At 68.5% G+C, this 24,211-nt stretch carries 26 protein-coding genes; 10 read left to right on the top strand and 16 right to left on the bottom strand.

The genetic code is table 11. The annotated features are described in order from the left end of the window. Positions 1–112: 112 nt before the first annotated feature. From F8566_RS10335 to F8566_RS10320, 4 genes are all read right to left on the bottom strand, one after another. Positions 113–1,714 carry an FAD-binding oxidoreductase gene (locus F8566_RS10335; RefSeq protein WP_151559858.1) on the bottom strand — a complete coding sequence of 534 codons (1,602 nt, stop codon included), beginning with the start codon at positions 1,712–1,714 and terminating at the stop codon, positions 113–115. Between the two features lie 173 nt (positions 1,715–1,887). Then, complete coding sequence (locus tag F8566_RS10330) at positions 1,888–2,397, bottom strand: hypothetical protein (protein WP_151559856.1); 510 nt, start codon at positions 2,395–2,397, stop codon at positions 1,888–1,890. Positions 2,398–2,422: 25 nt separating this feature from the next. Then, on the bottom strand, positions 2,423–2,902 hold the full coding sequence (locus F8566_RS10325; RefSeq protein ID WP_151559854.1) for a hypothetical protein: 480 nt from the start codon (positions 2,900–2,902) through the stop codon (positions 2,423–2,425). 198 nt (positions 2,903–3,100) lie between these two features. Further along, positions 3,101–4,096 carry an ArsR/SmtB family transcription factor gene (locus tag F8566_RS10320; protein WP_151559852.1) on the bottom strand — a complete coding sequence of 332 codons (996 nt, stop codon included), beginning with the start codon at positions 4,094–4,096 and terminating at the stop codon, positions 3,101–3,103. Between the two features lie 113 nt (positions 4,097–4,209). Here F8566_RS10320 and F8566_RS10315 point away from each other — a divergent pair, with 113 nt between their 5' ends. The 5 genes from F8566_RS10315 to F8566_RS10295 all read left to right on the top strand — a co-directional run bounded on the left by F8566_RS10315 (position 4,210) and on the right by F8566_RS10295 (position 7,650). After that, on the top strand, positions 4,210–4,818 hold the full coding sequence (locus tag F8566_RS10315; RefSeq protein WP_151559850.1) for a TetR/AcrR family transcriptional regulator: 609 nt from the start codon (positions 4,210–4,212) through the stop codon (positions 4,816–4,818). A gap of 185 nt (positions 4,819–5,003) precedes the next feature. After that, positions 5,004–5,450: a DUF6069 family protein gene (locus F8566_RS10310; RefSeq protein WP_225993036.1), complete on the top strand. Its 447-nt coding sequence runs from the start codon at positions 5,004–5,006 to the stop codon at positions 5,448–5,450. 9 nt (positions 5,451–5,459) lie between these two features. Further along, the gene (locus F8566_RS10305; protein WP_151559848.1) at positions 5,460–5,813 is read left to right on the top strand and encodes a YciI family protein; all 354 of its coding nucleotides are present in this window, start codon (positions 5,460–5,462) and stop codon (positions 5,811–5,813) included. A gap of 6 nt (positions 5,814–5,819) precedes the next feature. Then, the gene (locus F8566_RS10300; RefSeq protein WP_151559846.1) at positions 5,820–7,010 is read left to right on the top strand and encodes an RNA polymerase sigma factor; all 1,191 of its coding nucleotides are present in this window, start codon (positions 5,820–5,822) and stop codon (positions 7,008–7,010) included. Positions 7,011–7,038: 28 nt separating this feature from the next. After that, on the top strand, positions 7,039–7,650 hold the full coding sequence (locus F8566_RS10295) for a dihydrofolate reductase family protein (protein WP_151559844.1): 612 nt from the start codon (positions 7,039–7,041) through the stop codon (positions 7,648–7,650). A 13-nt stretch (positions 7,651–7,663) separates the two neighbouring features. On the opposite strand, the gene F8566_RS10290 is transcribed toward F8566_RS10295, so the two are convergent. Both F8566_RS10290 and F8566_RS10285 read right to left on the bottom strand, forming a co-directional pair. Further along, on the bottom strand, positions 7,664–8,416 hold the full coding sequence (locus F8566_RS10290) for an enoyl-CoA hydratase/isomerase family protein (RefSeq protein ID WP_151559842.1): 753 nt from the start codon (positions 8,414–8,416) through the stop codon (positions 7,664–7,666). 387 nt (positions 8,417–8,803) lie between these two features. Then, entirely contained in the window at positions 8,804–9,757 is a 954-nt protein-coding gene (locus F8566_RS10285; RefSeq protein ID WP_151559840.1) for a GlxA family transcriptional regulator, read from the bottom strand. Positions 9,758–9,827: 70 nt separating this feature from the next. On the opposite strand from F8566_RS10285, the gene F8566_RS10280 reads away from it, so the two are divergent. Continuing rightward, entirely contained in the window at positions 9,828–11,378 is a 1,551-nt protein-coding gene (locus tag F8566_RS10280; protein WP_151559838.1) for a pyridoxal phosphate-dependent decarboxylase family protein, read from the top strand. Between the two features lie 11 nt (positions 11,379–11,389). After that, positions 11,390–12,049 (top strand): class I SAM-dependent methyltransferase, encoded by a 660-nt coding sequence (locus F8566_RS10275; protein WP_151559836.1) that lies wholly within the window; start codon positions 11,390–11,392, stop codon positions 12,047–12,049. Here F8566_RS10275 and F8566_RS10270 read toward each other — a convergent pair. Then, a complete protein-coding gene (locus F8566_RS10270; RefSeq protein WP_151559834.1) occupies positions 12,046–12,417 on the bottom strand; it encodes a nuclear transport factor 2 family protein in 372 nt (123 codons plus the stop codon). The two genes, F8566_RS10275 and F8566_RS10270, sit on opposite strands and share 4 nt — an antisense overlap. Positions 12,418–12,606: 189 nt before the next feature. Here F8566_RS10270 and F8566_RS10265 point away from each other — a divergent pair, with 189 nt between their 5' ends. Further along, entirely contained in the window at positions 12,607–12,804 is a 198-nt protein-coding gene (locus tag F8566_RS10265) for a hypothetical protein (protein WP_151559832.1), read from the top strand. A 199-nt stretch (positions 12,805–13,003) separates the two neighbouring features. On the opposite strand, the gene F8566_RS10260 is transcribed toward F8566_RS10265, so the two are convergent. The 6 genes from F8566_RS10260 to F8566_RS10235 form a co-directional block, all read right to left on the bottom strand. After that, positions 13,004–14,026, bottom strand: a complete 1,023-nt coding sequence (locus F8566_RS10260; RefSeq protein ID WP_151559830.1) for a hypothetical protein — start codon at positions 14,024–14,026, stop codon at positions 13,004–13,006. Between the two features lie 140 nt (positions 14,027–14,166). Continuing rightward, positions 14,167–14,688, bottom strand: a complete 522-nt coding sequence (locus tag F8566_RS10255) for a YbaK/prolyl-tRNA synthetase associated domain-containing protein (RefSeq protein WP_225993035.1) — start codon at positions 14,686–14,688, stop codon at positions 14,167–14,169. Next, positions 14,678–14,980, bottom strand: coding sequence for an ArsR/SmtB family transcription factor (locus F8566_RS10250; RefSeq protein ID WP_151559828.1), 303 nt, complete (start codon positions 14,978–14,980; stop codon positions 14,678–14,680). The genes F8566_RS10255 and F8566_RS10250 overlap by 11 nt, the downstream gene beginning before the upstream one ends. 184 nt (positions 14,981–15,164) lie before the next feature. Next, a complete protein-coding gene (locus F8566_RS10245) occupies positions 15,165–17,138 on the bottom strand; it encodes a right-handed parallel beta-helix repeat-containing protein (RefSeq protein ID WP_225993034.1) in 1,974 nt (657 codons plus the stop codon). Between the two features lie 232 nt (positions 17,139–17,370). Then, a complete protein-coding gene (locus tag F8566_RS10240; protein WP_151559826.1) occupies positions 17,371–18,024 on the bottom strand; it encodes a response regulator in 654 nt (217 codons plus the stop codon). Further along, entirely contained in the window at positions 18,012–19,157 is a 1,146-nt protein-coding gene (locus F8566_RS10235; protein WP_151559825.1) for a sensor histidine kinase, read from the bottom strand. Before F8566_RS10235 ends, F8566_RS10240 begins: the two co-directional genes overlap by 13 nt. A gap of 130 nt (positions 19,158–19,287) precedes the next feature. On the opposite strand from F8566_RS10235, the gene F8566_RS10230 reads away from it, so the two are divergent. Further along, a complete protein-coding gene (locus F8566_RS10230; RefSeq protein ID WP_151559823.1) occupies positions 19,288–20,469 on the top strand; it encodes a serine hydrolase domain-containing protein in 1,182 nt (393 codons plus the stop codon). A gap of 298 nt (positions 20,470–20,767) precedes the next feature. Here F8566_RS10230 and F8566_RS10225 read toward each other — a convergent pair whose 3' ends face one another. Beyond that, complete coding sequence (locus tag F8566_RS10225) at positions 20,768–21,526, bottom strand: hypothetical protein (RefSeq protein WP_151559821.1); 759 nt, start codon at positions 21,524–21,526, stop codon at positions 20,768–20,770. Between the two features lie 14 nt (positions 21,527–21,540). After that, complete coding sequence (locus F8566_RS10220) at positions 21,541–22,335, bottom strand: GntR family transcriptional regulator (protein WP_151559819.1); 795 nt, start codon at positions 22,333–22,335, stop codon at positions 21,541–21,543. Between the two features lie 235 nt (positions 22,336–22,570). Here F8566_RS10220 and F8566_RS10215 point away from each other — a divergent pair, with 235 nt between their 5' ends. Continuing rightward, positions 22,571–23,482 carry an alpha/beta hydrolase family protein gene (locus F8566_RS10215; protein WP_151559817.1) on the top strand — a complete coding sequence of 304 codons (912 nt, stop codon included), beginning with the start codon at positions 22,571–22,573 and terminating at the stop codon, positions 23,480–23,482. Between the two features lie 29 nt (positions 23,483–23,511). Here F8566_RS10215 and F8566_RS10210 read toward each other — a convergent pair whose 3' ends face one another. Further along, the gene (locus F8566_RS10210; protein WP_151559815.1) at positions 23,512–24,120 is read right to left on the bottom strand and encodes a hypothetical protein; all 609 of its coding nucleotides are present in this window, start codon (positions 24,118–24,120) and stop codon (positions 23,512–23,514) included. Positions 24,121–24,211 lie beyond the last annotated feature (91 nt).

Below are 24,211 nucleotides of genomic sequence, written 5' to 3'. Positions count from 1 at the left end.
GCTGGTCTCTCACCCTGGCTACGAACGGGCTCGACGCCAATCGACATCACCACAGAAAGAACTTCAGGCGGGGCACCGCACCTGGCGGTGCCCCCTCAGCGGGTGCGCATGGTCATCGGGCTCTTGGGGGCTTGATGGAGAGGGCGTGGTGGAAGAGGTTGCGGGGGTCCCATGTGGCCTTGATCTGCTGCAGGCGGGCGTAGTTGTCCTTGAAATAGAGGGCGTGCCAGGGGGCTCCGGTGTTCCAGGCCGGGTCGGCCAGATCGGTGTCGGGGTAGTTGATGAACGCGCCGTCGGCGGGGACGCCGCCGGTGTCGGCGAACAGGTCGCGGTAGAGCTCCCTCAGCCAGGTGAGGTGCCGGGCGTCGTCGGCGGGATTCTCCCAGCCGTTGGCGAAGAACATCTTCATGATCGTGTCGCGGTGGGGGGCCGCCGTGGCGTCGGGGGCGAGGGTGTTGACCTGGCCGCCGAACGTGTAGAGGCTCAGGCTGCCGCCCGGATGGTCGTAGTCGGTCCGGGTGAGGTGGTGGTGCAGGACACCGATCTGCCGGTCGGTCAGGCGGCGGCGCAGGTAACCCGACTTGACCTGCAACCGGTAGACGGGGCCGGGATCACCCGGCGAGCCGGCCAGCGCCGAGGCGAGCCAGGCTTGGGACCTCACCTGGCGGACGGGGGTGACGGGGACGCCGTCATTGATCGCCGCCAGATGCTCGTCCAGGAGCCGTTCGGACCCTGCGGGCACCTGGCCGATCATGCCGATCGTTCCGGCCAGGCGGCGGTTGAGTTGGAGCTCGCTGTAGAGCTTGGTGGAAGGGGAGCCCGGGGCGCTGTTGCGTTCCACCCATGCGCCGTGGTTGCGCACGAGCCGCGCGAAGGAGGTCTCGGTGAATTTGGACCAGTCCCACGAGATCGTGAAGCTCAGCATGCCGGGGGGCGGCGCGGGCAGCAGACGGGAAGGATCGTCGCCAAGTGCGCCGGGCGTACGGAACCAGTACCGGGTGACGATGCCGAAGCTGCCGCCTCCGCCGCCGGTGTGCGCCCACCACAGGTCCCGGTTCGGGTCCGACGGCTCGCGGGTGGCCACGACGCTGCGTGCTCTGCCCCTGCGGTCCACCACGACGACCTCGACCGCATGGAGGTGGTCGACGGCCAGGCCCATCGACCGCGACAGTGGCCCGAAGCCGCCTCCCACAACGTGTCCACCGGCGCCCACGCTGGGACACCATCCAGCGGGGATCGTCACGCCCCACCCGAGGTAGAGCCTGCGGTACACATCCCCGAGCAAGGCGCCCGCCTCCACGGCGAACGCGCGCCGGTGAGGGTCGTAGTAGACAGCGGTCATGGCGGAGGTGTCGACGACGACTTGCACGGCGGGGTCGGCGACGAAGTTCTCGAAGCCGTGGCCGCCGCTGCGGACCGTGATTCTCTTGCCGCTGTCGACCGCGTCCTGGACGGCTCGGACGACGTGCTCGGTCGTGCCGACCACCCATACATGCTCGGGGTTGCCGACGAACCGCCGGTTGTAGCCACGGGACGCCAGGGACGGGTAACGCGGTTCACCCCGTCCGACCTTGGCCGGGCCGGGAGGCGGTGGGCAGGCCGCTGCGTTCGGGGCCGCCTCGGCGGAACCCATCCCCAGCGCGGGAACGGCGATGCCCGCCGCCGTCGCGGCCAGGCCACCCCGCAGAACGTTCCTTCTCGTGTGCTCAGACATCCAGGCTCCTCATTCCAGGTGATCTCAACCTAGGAACGGAGCCGCAGCCGGTCAGTGGGTCTGAATCCACTGACGGGGTAGGCACAACTCCCCCCCGACCACGTTCAAAACGGTGGGCCTGGCGGTGGCCGCGACCGGCCTTGCCCGGCCGGTCGCGGCCTAGGAGCCACGAGTCAGATGCATTTGTCGTCGCGGCCGGTGGCCCTGCCGGTCCGGTGTTCGGAATAGGCCGTGATGATCCCGAGGTTCTTGTCCCCGAAGAAATAGATGACCTTGAAGAGGGCCGGCCGCCCGTACTCGTTCTTGCCCTTGGCGGGGATCAGGTAGGTGTACGTGCTGCCATGCTTGGATACATTTCCTGCCTGGAACGCCTTCTTGATGCATCGCGCCATGGCCCCGGTGAAGCCGTGCTTGCGCTTGATGTGCCGGTATCCGTATTTAGTATTGCCGTAGCGCAGGACGAACTTCGGCTTTCCAGCCTCGACATTCCAGTATCGGGTGTGAATGGCGCGCGCCTTGGGCGGTGCCTGTGCCGCCGGCGCCATGGACTGCTGCGATGCGCTGTTGGAGACCGGCGAGGCCTTCTTGGTGTCAGGCTCGGTGACGATGCCAGAGACGAACGCCGTCGTCGCCAGAGCCCCGGCCGCCGCGACGGCCGATATCGAGATGATTCGAACCTTCATGGGGGGTGCCTTCTCGGGAGGGGATCTAGCAGCTGATCCGGCGTGCTGTCGCTGGGCCCTTGTCCGCCCAGACGGGGGTGAGGCCGCCGATGGTCTCGATGGTGCGGTAGTGGTAGAGGTCGCGCTGCCCGGCCTTCTTGCACTTGAGGTCGAGGATCGCCGCCTTGTTGCGTGGGATGACGAAGGTCTTGCCGACGAGCTGCCATCCCCACGCGCGCTTGCGCTGGAGCCGGACCTTGGCGCCAGGGCAGGCGCTGGCGAACGAGAAGATGCGAGTTCCGCTGTAGAACTTGCCGTTCTCCACTTCGTAGTGCTTGACCTTCTTGGTGGGTGTTCCAAAGCTGATGTTGCACCTGGCGGCAGGGGCCTGTGCAGCCGGCGCGGCCACCGGTTTCACGGTGGCCTTCCTGGTGGAGTTCTGCACTTCGTAAACGGCGTATCCAGCCGTTCCGGCCAAAGTGGCTCCGGTCAGCAGCAGCACCGTCGTGCGCTTAAGATGTGTCATTGACCCTCCTTTCTCGCGATGGCGTCCCTTCTGATGCAAAGGGAAACTACGCAGAAAGGCGGGGCATCTCTAGGGTCCATGGGCCCTAAGAGCCGGAAAGCGGGGCCCTATACCGGGGCCTGTGCCGTGACACATTGCACCGGTGGCTCGGCGCGCGGGAGACGGCGCTCCCCCGTCGCGGCCGGCCCGGGCCGGCCGTCAGTGCTTTGCGGGAGCGTTGATCAATGAGGCGCCGGCCGGGCGGAGGGAGTGCACGACGTGTCCTCCCCGGCGGACGGTCGAGATGAGACCGGCGTCGCGGAGGACGCTGGTGTGCTGGCTCGCCGAGGCGAGGGAGATCCCGGTGCGGCCGGCGAGTTCGGTGGTGGTGCAGCCGCCGTGGGTGGCCAGTGCGGTCAGGACCATGGTGCGAGTCCGGCCGAGCAGCGCGGCCAGTGGACGTTTGGGGTCTCCTGGCCGAGACGTGTCGAGCCAGGTGAGGTCGTGCTCGATGGGGTAGGCGATGACCGGGGAAAGGCCGGCGTCGCGGAAGGTGAAGGGTCGCCCCCAGCAGAAGAAGGACGGAAGCAGGCGCACCCCGCGGCCGTCCAAATGGATGTCGCGATCGGTGCTGTAGGGCAGTTCCAGCACGGGCGGGGTCCACCGCGCTTTGGGGTGCAAACCTGTCAGGACCGCCTCGATCCCCGCGTGAAGGAAGGTCTTCCCCCGCGTGGTGAGGTCGGCGTGCACGCTGGTCCGGATGCGATTCCAGAACGGGGCGAGCGCGTGGGCGTGGTAGTCGCGCAGCGCTTGCCCAAGCCCGTGCAGCGCCTTCGGGGATCCGTCCGCCAGTTCGGCGACGGGGCCGCGCAGAGGTCGCTGGGCCGCCAGTGTGGCCAGATCGTCGCGGATGCGCCGTCGCGGCGTCGCCAGCACCAGTTCCAGGCCCGTGCCCAGGTCGCCCGCCTGCCGCGCGGGAGTCAGGAAGTCCGGAGAGTAGCCGACCGGTGGCGCAAGATGCGGCAGCCATCTCGCCGACGCGGGCAGCCCCGCTCCCATCACGGCCCGGACGCGCCGTCGCCAGCCATCGAACACCATCCGTCCATCGGCGTCGGCGAGTTTGTGCAGGCTGAGCAACAGCTCCCACATCGGTTGCGGGCCCGTGGCCAGTCGCGTCCGGGCTAGATCCTCCCCCGTGAAGTGAATGCGCAGCATGAAGCAGAATCCCTTCCCCCGAGGCGCCGCCCGTGGCGAGAACGCTCGTTCTCAGTGATGCAACGTAGGATTGAGAACGCTCGTTTTCAAGAAGATGTGGAAGATGGCCGGAGATGGACACCAACCCCGCCGAGATCGACCGCGTTCAGGTATTGGACGCCGCCGATGCCCTGTTCTACGCCCATGGCATCCAGGCGGTGGGCATGGACCGCATCCGCGACGCCGCGCAGATTCCCCTCAAACGCCTCTACCGAGCTTTTCCCTCAAAGGCCGCCCTGGTGGAGGCATACCTGCGCCGCCGCGATGAGCGAGCGCGCGCCGCGCTGCGCGCCTACACCGCCGGCCGGCCCACCCCGCAAGCGAGCGTCCTCGCGGTCTTCGACTGGCTGTACGAGTGGTACCAGCAGCCGGAGTTCCGGGGGTGCGCGTTCAACAACGCCTTCGGCGAACTCGGCGAGGACTCCGAATCGGTCGCCCAAGCGGTGAGCGACCACATGACCGCCATCCGCGACCACCTGCGCCTCCTGACTGCCGAGATGCCCGCCTCCGAGGCCCTGGCCGCCCAGTTGCACATTCTGATCAGTGGCGCGACGATCCTGGCCGCCGTCCACCACACGCCCGAGCCGGCCCGCCAAGCCCGTGACGCCGCCCAAGCGCTCCTGAACGCCATGGCCGAAGCATCCGCCGCACCACCCCCAGATCACCACGCGCCTGTGTCTTAGAAATCGGGCGGCGCTGGACCCCCGCCGAGCCGGATCGCTGGTGGAGTAGGCCCTACTTTCCCGGACGCGGGCGGGGCGAGCATGTCTTCTGGTTTTTTCTGCTGGGGTGTCGATTGGCGTCGAGTGCGTTCGTAGCCAAGGTGAGAGACCGGCAATGAGCCGGTCGCCATGCACCGGAGGCCACGATGTCCGCCACGACCACCACTAGCGCCGCGATCACCACCGCCACCGCTCATGCCGCCACCACTAACGCTTCCGTGAAGTCGCTGATCGCTGGTGGGCTGATCGCCGCAGGTGTCGCTGCCGCGGCGACCGCGGCCGTCGCTGCGGCGGGTGAGGCCGCCGGGATCAGTCTCGCTGTCAACGGCACGCCGATCCCGCTGTCCGGCTTCGCCGTGCTGACCGCCATCTTTTCGGGGATGGGCCTGGTGCTGGCCTTGGTCCTGGCCCGCATGGCCCGCCGGCCGCGCGCGGCGTTCGTCCGCACCACGTTCGTGCTCACCGCGCTGTCACTGGTGCCGGATGTGCTCGCGGACGCCTCTGCGGCCACGAAGATGCTGCTGATGTTGACGCACCTGGTCGCCGCCGCGATCGTGATCCCGGCCATCGCCCGTCGCCTGACCCTGTCCTAGGAGTTCGCCATGAAGAAGTACCTGCTCGCCGTCCAGTTCGACGAAAGCACGCCGGAGTCCGACGAGGACTTGCAGGCGCAGATGGCCCGGACGTCCAGGGTGACCGACGAGATGCGGTCGGCTGGTTCGTGGGTGTTCGTCGGGGGCCTGCTGCCCTCGCACGCCACCACCGTCGTCCGCCCCGGCGACGGCACGACCACGATGACCGACGGCCCGTTCGCCGAGACCAAGGAGCAGCTCGGCGGTTTCTGGGTGATCCAGTGCGACGACCTCGACCAGGCGCTGGCGTGGGCCGACAAGTGCGCGCTGGCCTGTGGGTCCCCGATCGAGGTGCGCCCGTTCCAAGACGCGCAGTGGAAGTGAGCACGGATGGACCTGGACAGCGTCTACCGGGCGGAGTACGGCCGTTGCGTGGCCACGCTGACGCGCATCCTCGGTGACATCGGCCTGGCCGAGGAGGCGGTGCAGGACGCGTTCGCGGTGGCCCTTCAGAAGTGGGACGAGACGCCGCCCAATCCCGGCGCGTGGATCGTGACCACCGCCCGCAACCGCGCGATCGACCGCCTGCGCCGGGAATCCACCCGCGAGGCCCGCCACGCCCAAGCGCTGCTCCTGCACCAACCCGACGAGCCACAGGAGGTGGGACCGGTGCGCGACGACCAGCTCCGTATGATCTTCACCTGCTGCCACCCGGCGCTGTCGCCGCTCGCGCAGACCGCCCTCACCCTGCGCCTGCTCGGCGGGCTGGAGGTGGCGGAGATCGCGCGGGCCTACCTGGTGCCGGAGGCGACCGTCTCCCAGCGGATCGTGCGCGCGAAGAAGAAGATCCGCGACGCCGGCATCCCCTACCGGGTGCCGAACGCCGCCGAGCTCCCCGATCGGCTGGCATCGGTGCTCACCGTGCTCTACCTGGTCTTCAACGAGGGATACACCTCCACGTCCGGAGAGCTGCTGCGGACGGACCTGTGCCTGGAGGCCGTCCGCCTGGCCAGGGCCCTCGCCGAGCTGATGCCCGACGAGCCGGAGGTCCTCGGGCTGCTGGCGCTGCTCCTGCTCACCGAGGCCCGGCGGCCCGCGCGGGTGGGTCCTTCAGGAGAACTGGTCGTGCTCACCGAGCAGGACCGGTCGCTGTGGAACCGGGAGCTGATCGCTGAGGGCCATGAGCTGGTACGCCGCTGCCTGCGCCGTGCTCAGCCGGGGCCGTACCAGTTGCAGGCCGCGATCAACGCCGTGCACACCGACGGGCCGGCGACCGACTGGACGCAGGTGCTGGCGCTCTACGAACAGCTGTTCCAGCACACCCCGACGCCGATCGTGGCGCTCAACCGCGCGGTCGCCATCGCCGAGGTGCACGGACCGGCGCAGGCGCTGGCCGCCATCGACGACCTGGACCTGCCGGGCTACCACCTGCTGCCCGCCACCCGCGCGGACCTGCTCACCCGCCTCGGCCGCACCGCCGACGCCATCGCCGCCTACGACGAGGCGATCGCCCTGGCCACCAACGACACCGAACGAACCTTCCTGCGGACGCGACGGGCGCGCCTGACGCCGGACACCTGACCACCGAACGAGAAAAGGAATCACGATCATGAAGCTCATCACCATCACGAACGTCTCCGTCGACGGCGTCATGCAGGGACTTGGCGGGACGGACGAGGACCGCCGGGGCGGATTCGAGCGCGGCGGATGGGCCCTGCCGCTCTTCTTGCTCGACGACGAGGCCTCGACGTTCACCAACCAGATCTACCAGCGCGCCGACGCGTTCCTGTTCGGCCGGCGGACGTACGAGATCTTCGCCGGCTCCTGGGGAGCGATGGCGGATCCGGGCAGCAACCCCATCGCAGGCCCCTTGAACACCAAGCCCAAGTACGTCGCATCGACCACGCTCACCGATCCGAAATGGTCGAACACCACCGTCCTCTCCGACGACCTCGCGGCCGCCATCGCAGACCTGAAGGCCAAGCCGGGAGGCGAGCTGCAGGTGCACGGCAGCGGCGCCCTGGTCCGCTGGCTGCTCGAGAACGACCTCGTCGACGAGATCACCCTGCTCACCTATCCCGTGGTCGTCGGCCAGGGCACGCGGCTGTTCCCCGACGCCGGCCCGGACATCGCGCTCGACCTGGTCGAATCGCGAACCACCCAAAAGGGCGTGACGCTCCAGGTCTACCGGCCCGCGGGGCGTCCGCAGTATGCGACGTGACGTAGGCGCCGCACTAGGGGCGCCGGCGGGAGCCGACGGTACGGTCCATGAAGGCCCGGATCCGGCCGTCGGCCGCCGCTTTCTGCCACAAACGCGACGTCATCGCATCGGCGTCGAGCCGCTGGCTCGCGTCGCCGTGCAGCTGCCGCTTGGTGTGGCGGAAGACGTCGGCGGGAATGGCCGTGGCCAGCCGGTCGGCCACGACCAGGGCACGTTCGAGCAGGTCCTCCGGCTCGGCCACCTCGTCGACGAGGCCGAACGCCAGCGCCTCGGCGGCCGCGAGGTTGCGCCCGCCCAGGATCGCCCGCCGCGCGGCGACCGGCCCCAGCGCGTACTCCATGATCTCCAAGGCCACCGCCGGGAACGGCACCCCCACATACAGCTCGGGCACGCCGATCGTCCCCGTTCCGGCGGCCATGACGCGATGGTCGCAGGCCGCGGCCAGAACGCAGCCACCGGCGATCGCGTGGCCGTTGACCGCGGCCACCGCGGGCTTGCCCACGTCGAAGACCGCCTGGAACGCTCCGACCAGCGCAGGCAGGTAGTCGGTCACATAGTCGGCGCCGCCTTTGACGATGCGTTCCAGATCGACCCCGGCCGAGAACGCACGCCCCGAGCCGGTGAGCACGACGGCCCTCACCTCTCCGCTGTCCAGGTCGCGCAGCGTCGCCTCGATCGCCCGGCACAGCTCCAGGTCCAAGGCGTTGACCTTGCCGTGCGCCAGCCGTACGACCCCGATCCCATCGGTGACATCAACCTCGATCACAGCGTGCTCCCTCCATGCCGAATGCGGACGGCCGTCACCGAACACGCGGCGTCGCGTTCACCGACCGCGCGGGGCGCCGCGTTCACCGGTCCGCCCAGCTCACCGGTCCGCCCAGCTCACCGGTCCGCCCAGCTCACCGGTCCGCCCGGGTCACCGGTCCGCCCAGCTCACCGGTCCGCCCGGGTCACCGGTCCGCCCCGGGTCCACCGGTCTGCTCCGGTTCACCGGCCCGCCCCGGCGGTCAGGCTCGGCCATAGGTGAGGGATACCACGCCCGTTGGTCGCTGTTCCACAGAGACCAGCCGGAGGTCCTTGGTGTGCCCGGGTGGGAGATCGGCCCGCCGCGGCCCAGGATCACCGGATCGAACGCCCAGGCGTTTGCCTGCAGTCAGCCAGCGGAGAAGGCCTTGCGGTAGGTACTCGGGGGGACGCCGACCGTTCGGGTGAAGTGGTGGCGGAGGTTGGCGGAGCTGCCCAGCCCAGAACGTTCGGCGATCCGGTCGATGGGCAGGTCGGTGGTCTCCAGGAGTTCGCGGGCGTGCTCGACCCGGATGTTCCGCAGCCAGTTCATCGGCGTTGTGCCGGTCACGGTGTGGAAGCGGCGGATGAGAGTGCGCGTGGTGACATTGGCCTGTTCCGCGAGGGCTGAGACCGTCAGGGGCTGGTCCAGCCGTCGGCGCGCCCAATCCAGCAACGGAGCGAGTTGGTTCATGTCGGTGACGACGTTGCCCCCGTCGATGTACTGAGCTTGGCCTCCGGGCCGATGCGCGGGCATGACCAGACGCTTGGCGAGCGCGTTCGCGATGGCGGCGCCATAGTCGCTGCGGACGATGTGCAGGCACAGATCGAGTCCGGCGGCGGTTCCCGCGCTGGTGAGGACGTCGCCGTCGTCGATGTAGAGCACGGACGCGTCGACGAGGACCTTCGGGTAGCGGCGGGCGAGCAGGTCGGCATGCATCCAGTGGGTGGTGGCCGGCCGCCCGTCGAGAACGCCGGCGGCCGCCAGCACGAACGCGCCGGAGCACAAGGAGACGATCCGGGCCCCGTTGTCATGGGCCGCACGGACGGCCGCGACGAGTTCGGCCGGCTGGTCGTCGTGGACGTCGCGGCAGGCAGGGATCACGACGGTGTCGGCCTCGACCAGCGCGTCCAGGCCATGTGCGGTCTCCGGGGCGAAACCGGCGGCGGTGCGGGGCCGTTCACCTGCCGGAACGCACACCCGGAAGTCGTACCAGGAGTCGGTCAGATCCGGGCGCCTGTAGCCGAACACCTCGCACGGGATGGCGAGTTCGAAGATCGGCACCCCGTCGGTGACGGCCACGGCGACCGTGCGGGAAGCCATGTCACTATTTTAGCGATCATAGTCGTTTCTGCCACTTGGGCGTCCGGTGCCGGGCCGCGAGCATGGCCTCATGGGAAATGACGCAGATGTCGCGATCACCGAACGGACCTTCCCGCTGGGCCGGGACTCGTTCGACCCGGCAACCGGGCCGACGGAATGGCTGTGGCGGCGAGTCATGGACGTTCTCCGCACCGAAGGAGAGCAGATCGCCGCGCGGCCCGTGAGCGCACCGGTGGACCTCGGCAGGTTGAGATCCGCGGTCGGTGCGTACGACTTCGGCGAGCCCGCCGAGCCCGATGTCGTGATCGACGAACTCGTGGCGCTACTGCGCGAATGCACCGTGCACACGACCCATCCCCGGTATTTCGGCTTGTTCAACCCGACGCCGACGCTGCTGGGTGTCGTCGGTGAGACCCTTGCCGCCGCGTTCAACCCGCAGATGGCGGCGTGGTCGCACGCACCGGCGGCAGTGGAGATCGAGAATCATCTCCTGCGCTTCCTCGGCGGGCGCATGGGATATGCGGCTGGCCAGGTTGCCGGGTCGTTCACGAGCGGCGGCGCGGAGGCGAACCTGACCGCCGTGCTGCTGGCGTTGACCAGGATGTGGCCGGAGTACGGCACGGCCGGGCTGAGGGCGTTGCCCGGCCGGCCCGTGCTGTACGCGTCGTCGGAAAGCCATCTGGCCTGGCTGAAGATCGCGCACGCCACCGGCATCGGGCGGGACGCGGTACGGCTCGTCCCGGTCGATGCCGGGCTGCGCATGGACCTCGAACGGCTGAAAGCCCAGCTGGACGCGGATCGCGACGCCGGTGACCATCCGTTCATGGTGGTCGGGACGGCCGGCACTACAGGGGCCGGTGTCATCGACCCGCTGCCTGAGCTCGCCGAACTGTGCAGGGAGTTCGGCATCCGCTTTCATGTCGACGCCGCGTACGGCGGTGCGGCCGCCCTCTCAGATCGGCTGCGGGGAGCGTTGACCGGGATCGAACAGGCGCACTCCATCACCGTGGACGCGCACAAGTGGCTGAGCGTGCCGATGGGAGCCGGTGCCCTGCTGTGCACCGACGGCGAGGGGCTGGCGGAGACCTTCCGCGTCTCCACCTCGTACATGCCGACCGACATCCCCGACACCGTCGACCCGTACACCTCCAGCCAGCAATGGTCGCGCCGGTTCATGGGGCTGAAGCTGTTCCTCAGCCTTGCCGTCGCGGGACGCTCCGGTTATGCCGAGCAGCTGGAACGCGATGCCGAACTGGCCGATGTCCTCCGCCGCCGCCTGGTGGACTCCGGCTGGCTGATCACCAACGACACCCCGCTCCCGGTGGTCTGCTTCGCCGACCCCGAGGCCGAAGCCCTCTCAGCGGGCGAGTCGTGGGAGCGCCACAGCGCGCTGGCGCGATCCGTCGTGCAGAGCGGACGCGCCTGGATCAGCCCCGTACGCCTGAACGGCCGCGCGGCACTGCGCGCCTGCGTCATCAGCCACCGCACCACACCCGAGGACATCGACGAACTGCTGAACGCCGTGAACGACGCGCACCGAGCAGCACGCCCGACGACGCCGGAGTCAGGCAAATCTGAAGCCGCTCGGGGCCGGATCACCGATGGCGACCTGCCGGACTAGGGTCGTCAACCATGATCGACTCTTCATCCTCCCTGGACACCACCCGGGCGGCCTACGACGACGTCGCCACCCTCTACGCCGAGTTGTTCCGCGACTCAGTCGAAGGCCTGCCGCTGGACAGCGCCATGGTCGCCGCGTTCGCCGAGTTCGTACGAGCCGCGGACGCCGGACCGGTGGCCGACCTCGGATGCGGCCCCGGCGGCGTCACGGCGCGCCTGGCCTCCCTCGGTGTGACCGCCTTCGGTGTCGACGCGTCGCCGGCGATGATCGAGCTGGCCCGCCAGGAGTACCCGGACCTGCGGTTCGACGAGGGTTCGATGCTCGCGCTGGACATCGCGGACGGCGCGCTGGGCGGCGTTCTCTCCTGGTACTCCATCATCCACACCTCTCCGGACGACCTGCCGGTGATCTTTGCTGAGTTCGCACGGGTGCTCGCGCCGGGCGGTCACCTGCTCGTCGGGTTCTTCGCGACCGGTGACGACTCGCCGCACCCGGCCGAGCCGTTCGACCACAAGGTCTCCCGCGCCTACCGGCTCTCCATCGACCACGTCGCGGACCTGGCGTCCAGGGCCGGGCTCACAGAGGTCGGCAGGATGCGCCGCGAGCCGGGTGAGAACGAGAGGTTCCAGCACGGTCGTCTCCTCGCCCGCAAGCCACGCACGTCGGGCTAGTGCCCGTCGGGCTGGTCCGGGGCGAACGGCCATTCCTCGAACCGGGCACAGCGGCCGTCGGCGTCGAAACGCAGGATCCATAGGTCGCGCCAGTGCGCGTCGTGCTGGTAGGCGACCTCGATCCGCACCACCGCCGTGTCGCCGTCGACGGCCACGACCTCGCTCGTCATCGTGAACGGCTCGTCGGGACCGTCGCGCTCGGCGTCCCACCACGGCCCGAGCCGGGACAGACCCACGATTGGGTCCGCCCACGGCGACGGCAGGTACGACACATCCGGCGAGAACAGCTCGGCGAGAGGCTCAGCGCCGGGTGTGCGCCACGCTCGCTCGTACCCGGCAACCCACCTTTCGACCGCGTCTCTGTCCATGCCGCCATGCTCGCAGAGTCACGCCCGGCGGAGGCTGGTAGCCACCTGGCCCACCCGCATCAGACCACCCGGGAATGGACGGCTGATCCGGCTCCGAGACATGAATGTCGCCCACGCGATCGTTACAGAGCATTACGGACGAACTACTATCAGGAAGCAAGGCAAGGCTGCTGCCCCTGGAAGGTTCTCATGCGCCGCATCGCTCGTCTGCTTGCCATCACCGTCACAGCACTGGCCACCACCGCGCTGACCGGGGCCCCTGGCCTCGCCGAGGCGAACGCCGACGTCGAAATCCAGGTCCAGGGCCAGAATGTCGGGATCTACGACCTCACAATCAGTACTGACGCTCCCGGACCAGATGTCTCTGCCCAGGTGTCGGTGGGCTGACGCGCATCGTTCGTCGCGCTCGCGTCGGAAGCCGCCCGCGACCTGTTCCCCCGGCCGCTCGGCCACCTCGATCGCCGAACTGGTGGGCGTCTCCGGTCGCGCGCTGGTGTCGGCGGTCAAGCAGGTGTTCGCTGGGTGCGGCTTCGGTGAGGAGAGGGGCGGCGTTGGTACGGCGAGCCTGCCCTCTCTCTCCGGCTGGTCAGTTCCCGACGGTGATCTGGGTCGTCACTGGGGCGGTCGGCCCCAGCACCCACTTGGCGGTGATGTTGGCCGTGGTGCCGGGCTCGGCGCCGGCCGCGACGTCGATCTTGAATTTCGCGTGGATCTGGTCGGCGGGGATCTGCACCGTGGGCGGCACGCTCACCTTGGCATTGTCGCTGGTCAGCTCGATCTTCGCGCCGAAGGGGTGCCACCATTCGCCGAGGCCGACCACGCCGTGGCCGCCGGACTGGCGCACCGGGGCGATGGCGCCGACCGTGAACTTCTTCGGCACGCTGGTGATGTCCACGGACTGGCCGGCGCCGCCGACGTCGGCCGTGACGGTGTTGAGTTCCGGCCTGTCGTAGTTGAGCGGAGTCATGGTGAACGTCGCGCTCGTGGCTCCGGCCGGGATCACGACGTAGTACGGCGTCTGGAGGTCACTGAGGTTGGGGTTGGGGTCGGTGCGGATGTCCACCGCCAGCCCGCCGATCGGCGCCGGGGACTTCAGTTCGACCTTCCCTGTGACAGGCGAGCCCTGCAGGACCGCGTTCGTCCCTTTCTGCGTCTGCGTCGTGAAGGAGGTCACGGCCTGCTCGCTTGGATTCTGAGGGACGACGGTGACCGTGGTCTCGGCCCTGGAGTTTCCGGCGAAGGCGATGAGGCGGCTGGTCGTGGTGGTGTCATCGGACTGCACCCTGATGGGGATGCCCACGCTGGTCCTGCCCTCGGGCACGGTGACCTCGTGGCGGGTGGCCTGGAAGTAGGTCCAGTCGGTGTAGGGCCCCTGCGGGTACACGATCACTTTCGTGCCGCCCGCGGGCGCGGGCTCGTTCAGGGTGACGGTTTGGATTGCCTCGTGGCCTGCGGTGATGGTGCTCGGCGACACCGAGAGGGACGCGAGCGTGGGGGGCTCGCCGGCGTGCGCGGGCGCGGCGACGATCAGGGGGACGGCTGCGGTGACGGCACAGGCGGCCAGGCTCCAGCGGCGGGCGGCCCGGCTGGCCGCAAGGGAAGATCGCATGCCCGAAATCTAAGATCGGCGAGCAGGCCCTGCACGCGGCGGCGTGCAGCCGTCCCAGAGCCGTAAGATTTCCTCTCCGCTGGTGAACGCGCGGCTTCCCTACGTCAGCGGAAGCTGGGTGGAACGGCCGGTCGTGTGGTTCAGCCGGGGGTGGTGATGGGAGCCAGGCGTGGTGCGGCCAGGCGCAGGTAGTCGTCGGTGGCCAGGGCGATCGAGCGGTCCAGCCGGGCGGCGTTGAAGAACAGCTCCGGCACCTGTTGCAGCGCCGGATCGGCGATCACCTCCAGTTGGGGGTGGTAGCTGAACGGCAGCACGGTGCCGCTCACGCTGCCGGCCAGTTCCTCGGCCTTTTCCCGGCTGGCGAAGGTCACATAGGTCCCCGCCAGCAGGTCCTTGACCGCCTGCAGGTCCAGCCGAGCGTCGCCGGGCACCACGGCCAGCGCATACCGGGTCTGCTTCTTGCCGATCTTGACCATGGTGATCAGGCACTTGGCGGCCTGCGCGACGTCGTGCCCGCGCAGCGCGCTGACCACCTCGGTGCGTCCTTCGGGTGGATGGTCGATCAGGCGGTAGCGCGCTCCGGCGGCCTCCAGGTCCGCAATCAGCCGCTCGTACAGTCCCGCCGTGGGCGCTGTCACGCCGCCGTTCATCTCACCACTCACCACTCAGCAACTCCTTCGCCCGCGCGATCCGGTCCTCGTCACGCTGGTAGAACACCCACTGCTTGATCTTCTTGCCGCGCACCAGGCCCGCCTGCGCCAGCACCCGCAGATGCTCGCCGCAGGTCGGCTGGCTCACCCCCAGCTTCTGGGCGATGAACAGCGAGCAGACCCCGTCTCGAACCAGGTCACCGTCGCGTTGCGGGGGAAAGTGCCGCTCCGGATCACGCAACCACTCCAAGATCAGCAGGCGCTTGTCGTTGGCCAGCGCCTTCATCAGGTCCACGTCCAGCACCCGGATATTATGGCAATTAGCTAATTACCTGTCTAGGTGCGAGTGCCCGCGGCGCGTTCAGCCGTGATGGTTGCGGTGCGCAGCCTGCAGATCACCAGCCGGTCGGGGGTTCGAAGACTTCGTCGCCGCCCTGGGAGAACCCGCCCGCGAACGCCGCCTGCCCGACCCGCTGCCCGCCGTTCGATCAGGGCGTGCTCAGGAGGTGGCGGTAGGGCGGGAGCAGGCCGGCGTTGCGGACGATCGCGGCGCAGCCTGGGTTGCCGGCGCACGCCTGGCCTGGGTTGGCGGCGGGCAGCAGCGTGTTGCCGGCGAACTCCAGCTTGTGCGGGTCGCCGCAGCCTTGCTCGGGGTTCTGCTCGTCGGCCGGCGGCCAGGCGCCGGGGAACTCCCGGCGCTTCAGCCATTCCGGTACGGCGTCGTCCCAGAAGTTCCCGCGATACCGGACGTTCTGCACGGGCCGGTTGCCCCACTCCTCACTGCAACCGCCGATGGACGCCACATAGTCGTGGACGACGTTGCGGTCCACGGTCATCCAGTTGGAGCTGTCGTCGGTGTAGATCCCGACGTTCCATTCGGGCGTGAACTTACTGTCGGTGACGGCGTTGCCGCTGATGACCGCTCCGTCCGTGAACGACTTGCCCTGCTCCCCGCGGAGGTAGATCCCGCCGCCGTCGGCCAGAAGCCGGTTGGTCCGGAACACCCGGTTGTTGAGGATGCGGTTGCCGCGCATGATGTCCCGCAGGTCGTCGCTCGGGCCGGACAGGATGCCGGTGTACGGGACGTCGTTGACCTGGTTGTGCGCGATGGTCGTTTCCTGGGTCGCGGTGTCCCAGATCGCGGACGACGCGCGGTAGTCCGCTCCGGTGCCGTGGATCCAGTTGTTGGTGATCCGGTTGCCGCGGTTGATCCCCTTCAGGTCGGGCACGACCACGCCCATCAGGATGCCGCCGTCGGACACGTCGGTGATGACGTTGCCGTTGATGACGTTGTACGAGCTGTTCTTGGAGAACTCCAGGGCCTGCGCGCCCAGGTGGACGAAGCGATTGCCCTCGACGGTGATCCGTTCAGTGGTGCGGAAGGCGATGTTGCCCGGCACCGTCAGCAGCGTGCCGTCCTCGCCGTTGCCCGGCCGCACGTACATGCTCCACGCGGCGGGGAATCCGGCGGGCTGGCTGGGCTCCAGCCAGGTGGCGTGAGCGAACGTCAGGCCCTTGAACGCGACGTCGTGCAGGGGGCGGCCCGGCCGTCCCGTACCGCTGACAAGAGTCTGCACGACGGGGACGATCGCCTGGACGCGGCGCATGTCCTCCCCCGGTCGCGGCCGGTAGAGCAGCACATGCCGGCCGGGCCGGGAACGGTCGAGGTACCAGCTGCCAGGCTTGTGCGGGAAGCTGGTGGAGTTCTCCACCTCGAACCACTCTTTGAGCGCGTCCGCGCCGTACAGACCCCGTGCCAGCTGCCAGCAGGGCTGATCCATGGTGATCGTGGTCCGCTTGGAGTTGCTTGAGATGCCGGCCACGCCGCAGCGGCCCTCAAGGTAGCCGTACCGGTAGACGAACTCGATGTCGCGCGGCTTGCTCCAGGTCTTCGGGATCGCGCTCGTGGTGGTGTAGCCGTTCTCCGTGAGCTTCAGCTTGCCGGCCAGCCCCGAGTTGCCTCGTACGAGACGCGTGGCCCGTTTGTCGTTGACGTAGAGCTGGCGGGTGTCGAGCCCGCCGACGTCGGCGCGCCAGTAGCCCTTCAACTGCCGGTCGGGCTGCCAGCCGGTGACCTGCCGGCCACCGCTGATGGTCACCTTCTCCTGGCGCGGCGTCCCGTAGCCGTACGCCTGGTAGATCACCCGATGGCCATTGCGCCCCGAGTCGCCCTCGGCCTCCGTCAGATTGAGCGAGGCCTTGAGCCGGTACGTCCCGACGCGGAAGTTGACCACGATGTCCGACGCCATCCGCGCGGTCCGTGCCCGTACGGCCTTCTGCGCGCGTTCCGCCGTGGCGAACGGCTGGTTGACGGTGCCCGGCCAGGTGTCCTTTCCCCATGGCGCGACGTACAACTGCCCGGGCTGCACCGAAGCCGATGACGGCACCGTCGCCGCCGTCACACCGATCACCAGCGCCGCCGTCACCGTGCCTGCCGCCGCGCGCGTCCTCAAGATCCCCACACTGCCTCCCGGCCGGGTCGATGGGCTTCGTCCCAACCCTGAGCTCGGGCGAGGCGGCCGCGCGTCGGCTGATCGTCGATCGCGCGCCCATCCTCAGGTGTCGAAATATCTAGACTTCGGGATGGAGAGGCCGCGACCAACGTCGGATTCGCAGGCCACCTCGATCGGCTTACGCTCGCGCCCGTGAACCATGCGCGAGCGTGAACGTGGCGCGGAAGCGGAGGTGGCGAGGTTATTGGGATTGGTTGCGGTTGAGGTAGGTGAGGACGGCTAGGACGCGGCGGTGGCCGCGGTCGTCCGGGGACAGGTCGAGCTTGGCGAAGATGTTGCCGATGTGTTTGTGGACGGCGTTGTGCGTGATGGCCAGCCGTTCTCCGATGGCGGTGTTGTCGTGCCCCTCGGCCATCAGGGCGAGCACCTGATGCTCGCGCGGGGTGAGGGTGGAGATGGGGTCGTCGACGCGGCGGACGAGGAGCTGGGCGATGACCTCGGGGTCCATGGCGGTGCCGCCGGCGGCGACCCGGCGGACCGCGTTGACGAACTCCCCCACCCGGCCGATCCGGTCCTTGAGCAGGTAGCCGATGCCGCCGCGGCCGTCGGAGAGCAGTTCGCCCGCGTACTCCCGCTCGACGTACTGCGACAACACGAGCACCGGCAGGCCGTCGTGGCGGCGCCGGGCCTCCAGGGCGGCGCGGATGCCCTCGTCGCGGAACGTCGGGGGCAGGCGGACGTCGACGATTGTGACGTCGGGGCGGTGCTCGTCGATGGCCGCGAGCAGGCCAGGTGCGTCGCCGGTGACCGCGCAGATCTGGAAGCCCTTGGCGGTCAGGAGCAGCTCCAGCCCGCCGGCCAGCAGCACGTTGTCTTCGGCGATCACGACCTGCACGGCAGCTCCACCCTGATCGTTGTCGGCCCGCCGACGGGGCTGGTGAGCTGGACGGTGCCGTCCAGAGCGAGGACGCGGCGGCGCAGCCCGGCGATGCCGGTGCCACGCTGCTCGTCGGCGCCGCCGATCCCGTCGTCGCGGATCTCGACGTTCAGCTGGTCGCCGCTGCGGTCGAGGCAGACCTCGGCCCGGGTGGCGCGGCCGTGCTTGGCCGTGTTGGTCAGTGCCTCGGTGACCACGAAATAGGCCACCGTCTCGACCGCCGCCGGTAGCGGGCCCAGATCGCCGACGCGCAGGTCGACAGGCACGGCGGAACGGGCGGCCAGAGCCGACATGGCACCCGACAGGCCCCGGTCCGCCAGGATCGGAGGGTAGATCGTCCGGATCACGCCACGCAGCTCCGCCATCGCCTCCTCCACTCCGTCGTGCGCCTCCCCCACCAGCTCGGCCGCGCCGTCCGGGCCGTCGGCGAGGGATTCGCGGGCCAGACCCAGCCTCATCGTGACGGCCACCAGGCGGGCCTGCACCCCGTCGTGCAGATCCCGTTCGATCCGGCGTAGCTCTGCGCCATGGGCCCCGACGGCTTCTTCCCGCGTTCGGGTGAGGACCTCGACGCGCTCGGCGAGCCGTTCGGCGGACGTGGGCGACAGCATGGCGAGGCAGGCGCGGGCGTGGGCACGGGCCATCGGTGGCACGAACCACAGGGCGAACGCGGTGAGGCCCAGCACCTGCGCCGGCGCCACGGTCAGCGCGACGTCCCAGCCGTCCACCGGGATGTCTCCCAGCAGGTTCGGCGGGGTGTGGCCGGGGATCGCCCACCACAGCGTCATGAGCGTCAGGGCCACCGGGATGTTGCCCAGGCAGACCAACGTGAGGAGACCCACGGGCAGAGCGATGGCGAGGTGCACCAGCGGCCACAGAGCTTCGCGGCGTGTGGCTGGATCGGTCTTGAGACGTCGCCACCAGGAGCCTTCTCCCTGGCGTACGGCCGGCGCGGGAACGCCGAGCAAGCGGCCGGCGCGACGCCGGTGCCAGCTCGCCAAGCCCGAGAGCGGCAGCACCAGTACGGCCGACGGCAGCGCGCTGAGCAGGTAAGCCGACCCGCGCAGGGAGGCGGCCCACCGTCCGCGCATGCTGCCCCTCCTTGGCCGATCCCCCTGATTCTGGGGCCTGACGGCCGATGGGCGCACTACAGCAGGCTGTACCCGCTCCCGGCAGCGGGCGGTATCGTGCCCGTCCGCCAGCGGACCTAGCGTCCGGGGCATGACCAAGACATCGAAGAAATCGCTCCGTCAGTCCGTCCTGGTGCCGCCGCTCGCGGGGTTGATCGCAGCCCTGTCGGGAACGGCGGCGTTCGCCCTCAACACCGAGGGCACGCCGACCCAGTTGCAGCGCGACGCCGACGCGCTGAGAGAGACCGGTGCCGCCGGAGTGCTCGCGGAGGTGCGGACGCCCGGCGGCCGGGCGGTCGCCCGCAGCGGCGTCGCCGACCTGAAGACCGGCGCCCCCGTCCACCCCGACTCCTACTACCGGATCGGGAGCACCACCAAGACGTTCGTCGCCACTGTCGCCCTGCAGCTCGCCGGCGAGGGCAAGCTCGCCCTGACCGACACCGTCGAACGCTGGCTGCCCGGCGTGGTACGGGGCAACGACAACGACGGCACCAAGATCACCGTGCGGCATCTGCTCGGCCACACCAGCGGGCTGCCCGATTACCTTGACGACGTGCCGTTGGAGAAGGCCCGCACGCCCGAGGACTTCCGGCGCGAACGTTTCCGCACCTATTCACCGGAGCGACTGGTCGCGATGGCGATGCAGCACCGCCCGGCGTTCAAACCGGGCCGCAACTGGGCCTACTCCAACACCAACTACATCCTGGTCGGGATGATCATCGAGAAGGCGTCCGGCCGCCCCTGGCAGCAGGAGGTCCATGAACGGATCATCGAGCCCCTCGGCCTGCGGCACACCCTCATCCCGGGCACGTCCGCCCACCTGCCCCAGCCCAACATGACCGCCTACAGGCGGCTCGTTCCCGGCGGCCCGGAGATAGACGTGTCCACCGTCGCCTCGGGTCACCCGGACGGGTCTCTCATCAGCACGACCGGGGACGTCAACACGTTCTTCCAAGCACTCCTGGGTGGCCGCCTGCTACGCCCGGCCCAACTGAGGCAGATGCAGCGCACCCGCTCGGCTAAGCCGTTCCAGGAAATCTGGCGCGACGCCGGATATGGCTTGGGCCTGATGAAGCGCCGCCTGGCCTGTGGTGACTGGGTGTGGTTCCACGGCGGAGGTGGCTGGAACTACGTCACCGACAACGCCGTAACCCCCGATGGCCGCAGGACCACCACCGTCTTCTACACCAGCCGCCTGGGGCCGGACCAGTCCCCGATCCAGCAGCTCAAGACCTCCGCCACCCTCATCGACAACACCCTGTGCGCCTCCTGACCCCTTGCGAGCCGCGGGGCGGCTGCGCGGCAGGAGTAAAGATTCACGGACGCCTTCTTGGCACAGTCAGCCGGTGCCGTGCGTTCAGCGGGGGTATCGCCCGAAGTGCAGTCACTTCGCCTGCCGTGATGTGCGCCCAGATCGAAGCCGCTTCAGCGGCAGCGCGGTGCACGGTCGCAGCGGCCATGCCGACGGGGTTTCCCACACCGGAACCCCGTCGGCTGGCAGCGCAGCACACCCGAGCGTGAACGCGAGCCTTCCGGCATCGAGGCGACAGCTAGCTCGCCCCGTCCAGCCTTCAGGTGATTGGCCGAGGACCGCGGGACCTGCCCCTTCGCCCTTGTAGGTAGTCCACAAGGGGCGAGAGCACGGCGAGTACAAGATCGCGATCTTCCGGTGAAAGTTCGGAGATGGCGATCCCCGGGGAGCCGTAGCCGGCCCTGCTCCGATCGGTGACCGGCAGATCGTGAGGTTCGGCCGGCATCGGTGGAAGCCAGACCCAGCCGCGCATGTCGGTCTCTTTGAGCTCAACGGGAATCGCACGGAACTCGGCGGCCAGTTCACCGCTGTGCCGGACGACCTCGTCGAACAGGTAGTCCGACACCGCCACGGCGAAGTCCGAAGCCGATTCGTTAAGAACCGCCCGGAAGGCAGGCGCGTCCAGCAGGCGAAACAGCTCGATTAGCGCAAGTCCCGCCGCGCCGTGGTCGTCCAGGCGAACAAAGCCCGCGTGGACGGCCACGCGTAGCCGGATCTGCGCCGTCCTCGAAGACAGCTTGTTGTGCCGGCGAACCCCACGCAGCAGTTCCGGGACCACACGGGTCAGGAGGGTCGTCACGCTGGTGTCCGGCTCCACGATCACGAACAGCCCGTCTCCCCGATCTTCATGGTGAGAGCCGTCCCAACAGACTCCTGCCAGGCGACAGGCCCGTTCAGTGATCTGATGGACGGCACCGCGCAGATGGAGTTGGACGTCCGGATCACGTCGGCTGCCGAACGCGACGATGTCCACTGCGATCAGCCCGCGGTGAAGGGTCAGTGCGGTCGAGGCGCTCATCGGCCCGTTCCCTGTCAGCCCACTATGGAGATCTGGTCCTCTGGTGTGCGCCTCTCCGGCACGTTGCCGACCTCGTAGCATGGCCGGTTCCGATCTGCTGCGTAGATGGTGACCGTCAGGCGGATGGGCCGCTCGGCATTGGTGTAGGCGATCCGATACACGACGACGACCGGTACTCCCGGGCCCAGCATGAAGAACGCCCGCTCCTCCGGAGTGGGCATTCTTGCGGTCAGTTCGTCCCGATAACCGGACTGTGGATGACCCAACTCGGCCAGCACCTTGATCGCGCCTCGGCTGATCTTCTCCCGGCCATCGATCTCACTGCCGCGTACGAGTTCCATCGAGTAGTACGAACGCTGCAATGAGTACGGCCGTTCATCAATGAACCGCTGGGAGCTTCGCACCACGACCGGGGTGTCCTCGTCGATCTCGAGCCATCCCGCGACCTCCCGGCTCGGGTACTCGATGTGCGCTTCGAAGTTCTGGATACCCGGCTTGCGGCCCGCCGCGCGCACACCGGAGCGGTAGGAGTCCAGACCTGGATGGACTCCCTCGCCACCCTCCTCGCGCGAAAGGAACACCAGGAAGGGCAGTGGTCCTTTAGGGACGAACATCCCGTGTCCTGGCCGCAGCTCGATCAGTCCCTCGTGTGCGAGGGCGGACACAGCGAGCCGGACGGTGTTTCTCGAGGCGTTGAACTCTGCTTCGAGCTCGGGTTCGGTGGGCAGGCGCTCACCTGGTTGGTAGGTCCCTGAGTTGATCCTGCCACGCAACTGGTCGGCGATGTCCTTGTGGAGCGACCGGCGCATTGAGGCCTCCTTCCGGAATGACCGAGGGAGGTATGTCCGGTAATGAACCTCAAAAACCCATCGTGGGGGCCATTGGTATGTCACCAACCCCTATGATGAGTTTCACATGCCTGTTTGTGATGGATGCGTGACGTAGTGCTCGCTTCGGTGTATAGATGTGCCTTTGATGCTGGTGTGATGATAAGGAAACGTCCTCAAGGCGGCGGGGTTTGCTGGCAAAGTTAGGATGATGACAGTGTTCGCGAACCAGGCCGCTATGCAAGAGCAGGTCATCGAGGAGATCGGAAATCTGCGTCTGCGCGTTGACCAGCGCGAATTGCCATTTTTTGGTGACGTGCGGCTGGGTGCGGAACTGCCCGAGTGCAACGAGGCCGTGGTCATCGTGCACGGGGCGTTGCGTAACGCCCACGACTATTATCGGATCATCAAGAAGGCCGCAGCCGGTCGGCCTCGTCCTCCGCAGGTCATCGCTCCTCAGTTCCTCACCGGCATCGATGTCCACGGTCTGGCCGAGCGCGACACGTTGCTGAGCTGGGAGCCCGAGGGTTGGAAGAGCGGGTTGGGAGAGATCAGCTCGTTCGAGGTCATGGACGTCATCCTCCGGAAGCTGCTGGAGCTTCCGGGCATCCAGCGAGTGACCATCGCAGGAAATTCGGCTGGGGGACAATTCGTCAACCGATACGCGGCGGTCGGCCGGGAGCCGGGGAGGAAAGCGGGGCAGGTGAGATTCGTGATAGCAAACCCGTCAACCTACCTGTATTTCGATCGCCTTAGGCCCTTGGGAGACGGATTCGCGGAAATGGATACGAGCGTCGATGAATGGCGCTACGGGTTCAGCGGTGAGCGTCCGAAATATGTGGCGGAGACCGCCGATCGCTATCTCGACCAGTACCTGTCCCGGGACGTCGTCTACCTGCTGGGCGAGAAAGACGATGATCCCGAGGCGGCGCTGCTGGAAGTCCATCCGGCCGCCACTGCGCAGGGCACAGCGAGGCTGGACCGCGGTCTGAACTATCACCGCTACCTGGAATTCAAGGCGGGTAGGCGGGAGTACAAGCACCGGCTGGTTCGTGTGCCTGGGGTTGGGCACGACGCGGAAGACGTCTTCTGCTCACCGAAGGGGCGAGCCTGCCTGTTCGGCGACTGAGCAGAGGGGCGGCGCTCGGGCGGCGCTCGTCAACGCAGCAGGAGCACGACCAGCAGGCCCACGCCGAGTACCAGGTCGAGCACTCCGCACCACTCGGCGAACGAGCGGCTGACGATTTTGTCAGCCCGCCAGTGGACGGCATCCCAAGTGGCGTGGCCCAGCAGCCCGGCCGCCACCAGATAGCCGCCGACCGTGGTGGGGACCGCCAACACCAGCAGGCCGAACGCCATGAAGGCGAGCGCACCCGGTGACTGCAGCGCGTACAGGCCGGGCTTGCGCAGCTGGCCGTTGATCAGGCCGACAGCCGCCAGGGTGACCACGGCGACCGCCAGGGCAGGCCACGGGTTGATGTCGAGCATGCGCAGGACCACGACGGTCGCCATCGCCGCGAGCCCTACCGCCCAGGTGATGCGGGGCAGGTCGACCACCGCGAGGAACAGGTAGCCCGTGGCGGGCAGGACGAACAGGACCATGTACTCCAGGCCGTCACTGACGTCAGCAAGGCTGATGGCCGCCCAGGCGAGCGCCAGCCAGGTCGGCCAGCGCCGTCCCACCGCGGACGCCGCGCGCAGCCACCCAGGCCGCCCTGTGACGTTCGGGATGCCGGGCGGGTCGGTGGCGCGAGCAGAATCTGCCATTGCCACACCGTGATCGACGTCCGCATGGTGCACCACCATCGCGGTGAGAGATGTCCGAAATTCGGCGATGCCGGTCCTTTCGCTCTAGCCT

Source organism: Actinomadura rudentiformis (assembly GCF_008923185.1).
Lineage (GTDB): Bacteria > Actinomycetota > Actinomycetes > Streptosporangiales > Streptosporangiaceae > Spirillospora > Spirillospora rudentiformis.
Note: the sequence above shows the minus strand (reverse complement) of the source record. Positions and strands in the feature narration are given on the sequence as shown.

Bases quoted from the DNA above. Each gene is read 5' to 3' on its own strand.
- F8566_RS10330 (WP_151559856.1), bottom strand. From the start codon at position 2,397: ATGAAGGTTCGAATCATCTCGATATCGGCCGTCGCGGCGGCCGGGGCT.
- F8566_RS10315 (WP_151559850.1), top strand. From the start codon at position 4,210: ATGGACACCAACCCCGCCGAGATCGACCGCGTTCAGGTATTGGACGCC.
- F8566_RS10310 (WP_225993036.1), top strand. From the start codon at position 5,004: ATGTCCGCCACGACCACCACTAGCGCCGCGATCACCACCGCCACCGCT.
- F8566_RS10325 (WP_151559854.1), bottom strand. From the start codon at position 2,902: ATGACACATCTTAAGCGCACGACGGTGCTGCTGCTGACCGGAGCCACT.
- F8566_RS10295 (WP_151559844.1), top strand. From the start codon at position 7,039: ATGAAGCTCATCACCATCACGAACGTCTCCGTCGACGGCGTCATGCAG.
- F8566_RS10230 (WP_151559823.1), top strand. From the start codon at position 19,288: ATGACCAAGACATCGAAGAAATCGCTCCGTCAGTCCGTCCTGGTGCCG.
- F8566_RS10270 (WP_151559834.1), bottom strand. From the start codon at position 12,417: ATGGACAGAGACGCGGTCGAAAGGTGGGTTGCCGGGTACGAGCGAGCG.
- F8566_RS10235 (WP_151559825.1), bottom strand. From the start codon at position 19,157: ATGCGCGGACGGTGGGCCGCCTCCCTGCGCGGGTCGGCTTACCTGCTC.
- F8566_RS10285 (WP_151559840.1), bottom strand. From the start codon at position 9,757: ATGGCTTCCCGCACGGTCGCCGTGGCCGTCACCGACGGGGTGCCGATC.
- F8566_RS10210 (WP_151559815.1), bottom strand. From the start codon at position 24,120: ATGGCAGATTCTGCTCGCGCCACCGACCCGCCCGGCATCCCGAACGTC.
- F8566_RS10275 (WP_151559836.1), top strand. From the start codon at position 11,390: ATGATCGACTCTTCATCCTCCCTGGACACCACCCGGGCGGCCTACGAC.
- F8566_RS10305 (WP_151559848.1), top strand. From the start codon at position 5,460: ATGAAGAAGTACCTGCTCGCCGTCCAGTTCGACGAAAGCACGCCGGAG.
- F8566_RS10220 (WP_151559819.1), bottom strand. From the start codon at position 22,335: ATGCGCCGGTCGCTCCACAAGGACATCGCCGACCAGTTGCGTGGCAGG.
- F8566_RS10335 (WP_151559858.1), bottom strand. From the start codon at position 1,714: ATGTCTGAGCACACGAGAAGGAACGTTCTGCGGGGTGGCCTGGCCGCG.
- F8566_RS10300 (WP_151559846.1), top strand. From the start codon at position 5,820: ATGGACCTGGACAGCGTCTACCGGGCGGAGTACGGCCGTTGCGTGGCC.
- F8566_RS10265 (WP_151559832.1), top strand. From the start codon at position 12,607: ATGCGCCGCATCGCTCGTCTGCTTGCCATCACCGTCACAGCACTGGCC.
- F8566_RS10225 (WP_151559821.1), bottom strand. From the start codon at position 21,526: ATGAGCGCCTCGACCGCACTGACCCTTCACCGCGGGCTGATCGCAGTG.
- F8566_RS10260 (WP_151559830.1), bottom strand. From the start codon at position 14,026: ATGCGATCTTCCCTTGCGGCCAGCCGGGCCGCCCGCCGCTGGAGCCTG.
- F8566_RS10320 (WP_151559852.1), bottom strand. From the start codon at position 4,096: ATGCTGCGCATTCACTTCACGGGGGAGGATCTAGCCCGGACGCGACTG.
- F8566_RS10280 (WP_151559838.1), top strand. From the start codon at position 9,828: ATGGGAAATGACGCAGATGTCGCGATCACCGAACGGACCTTCCCGCTG.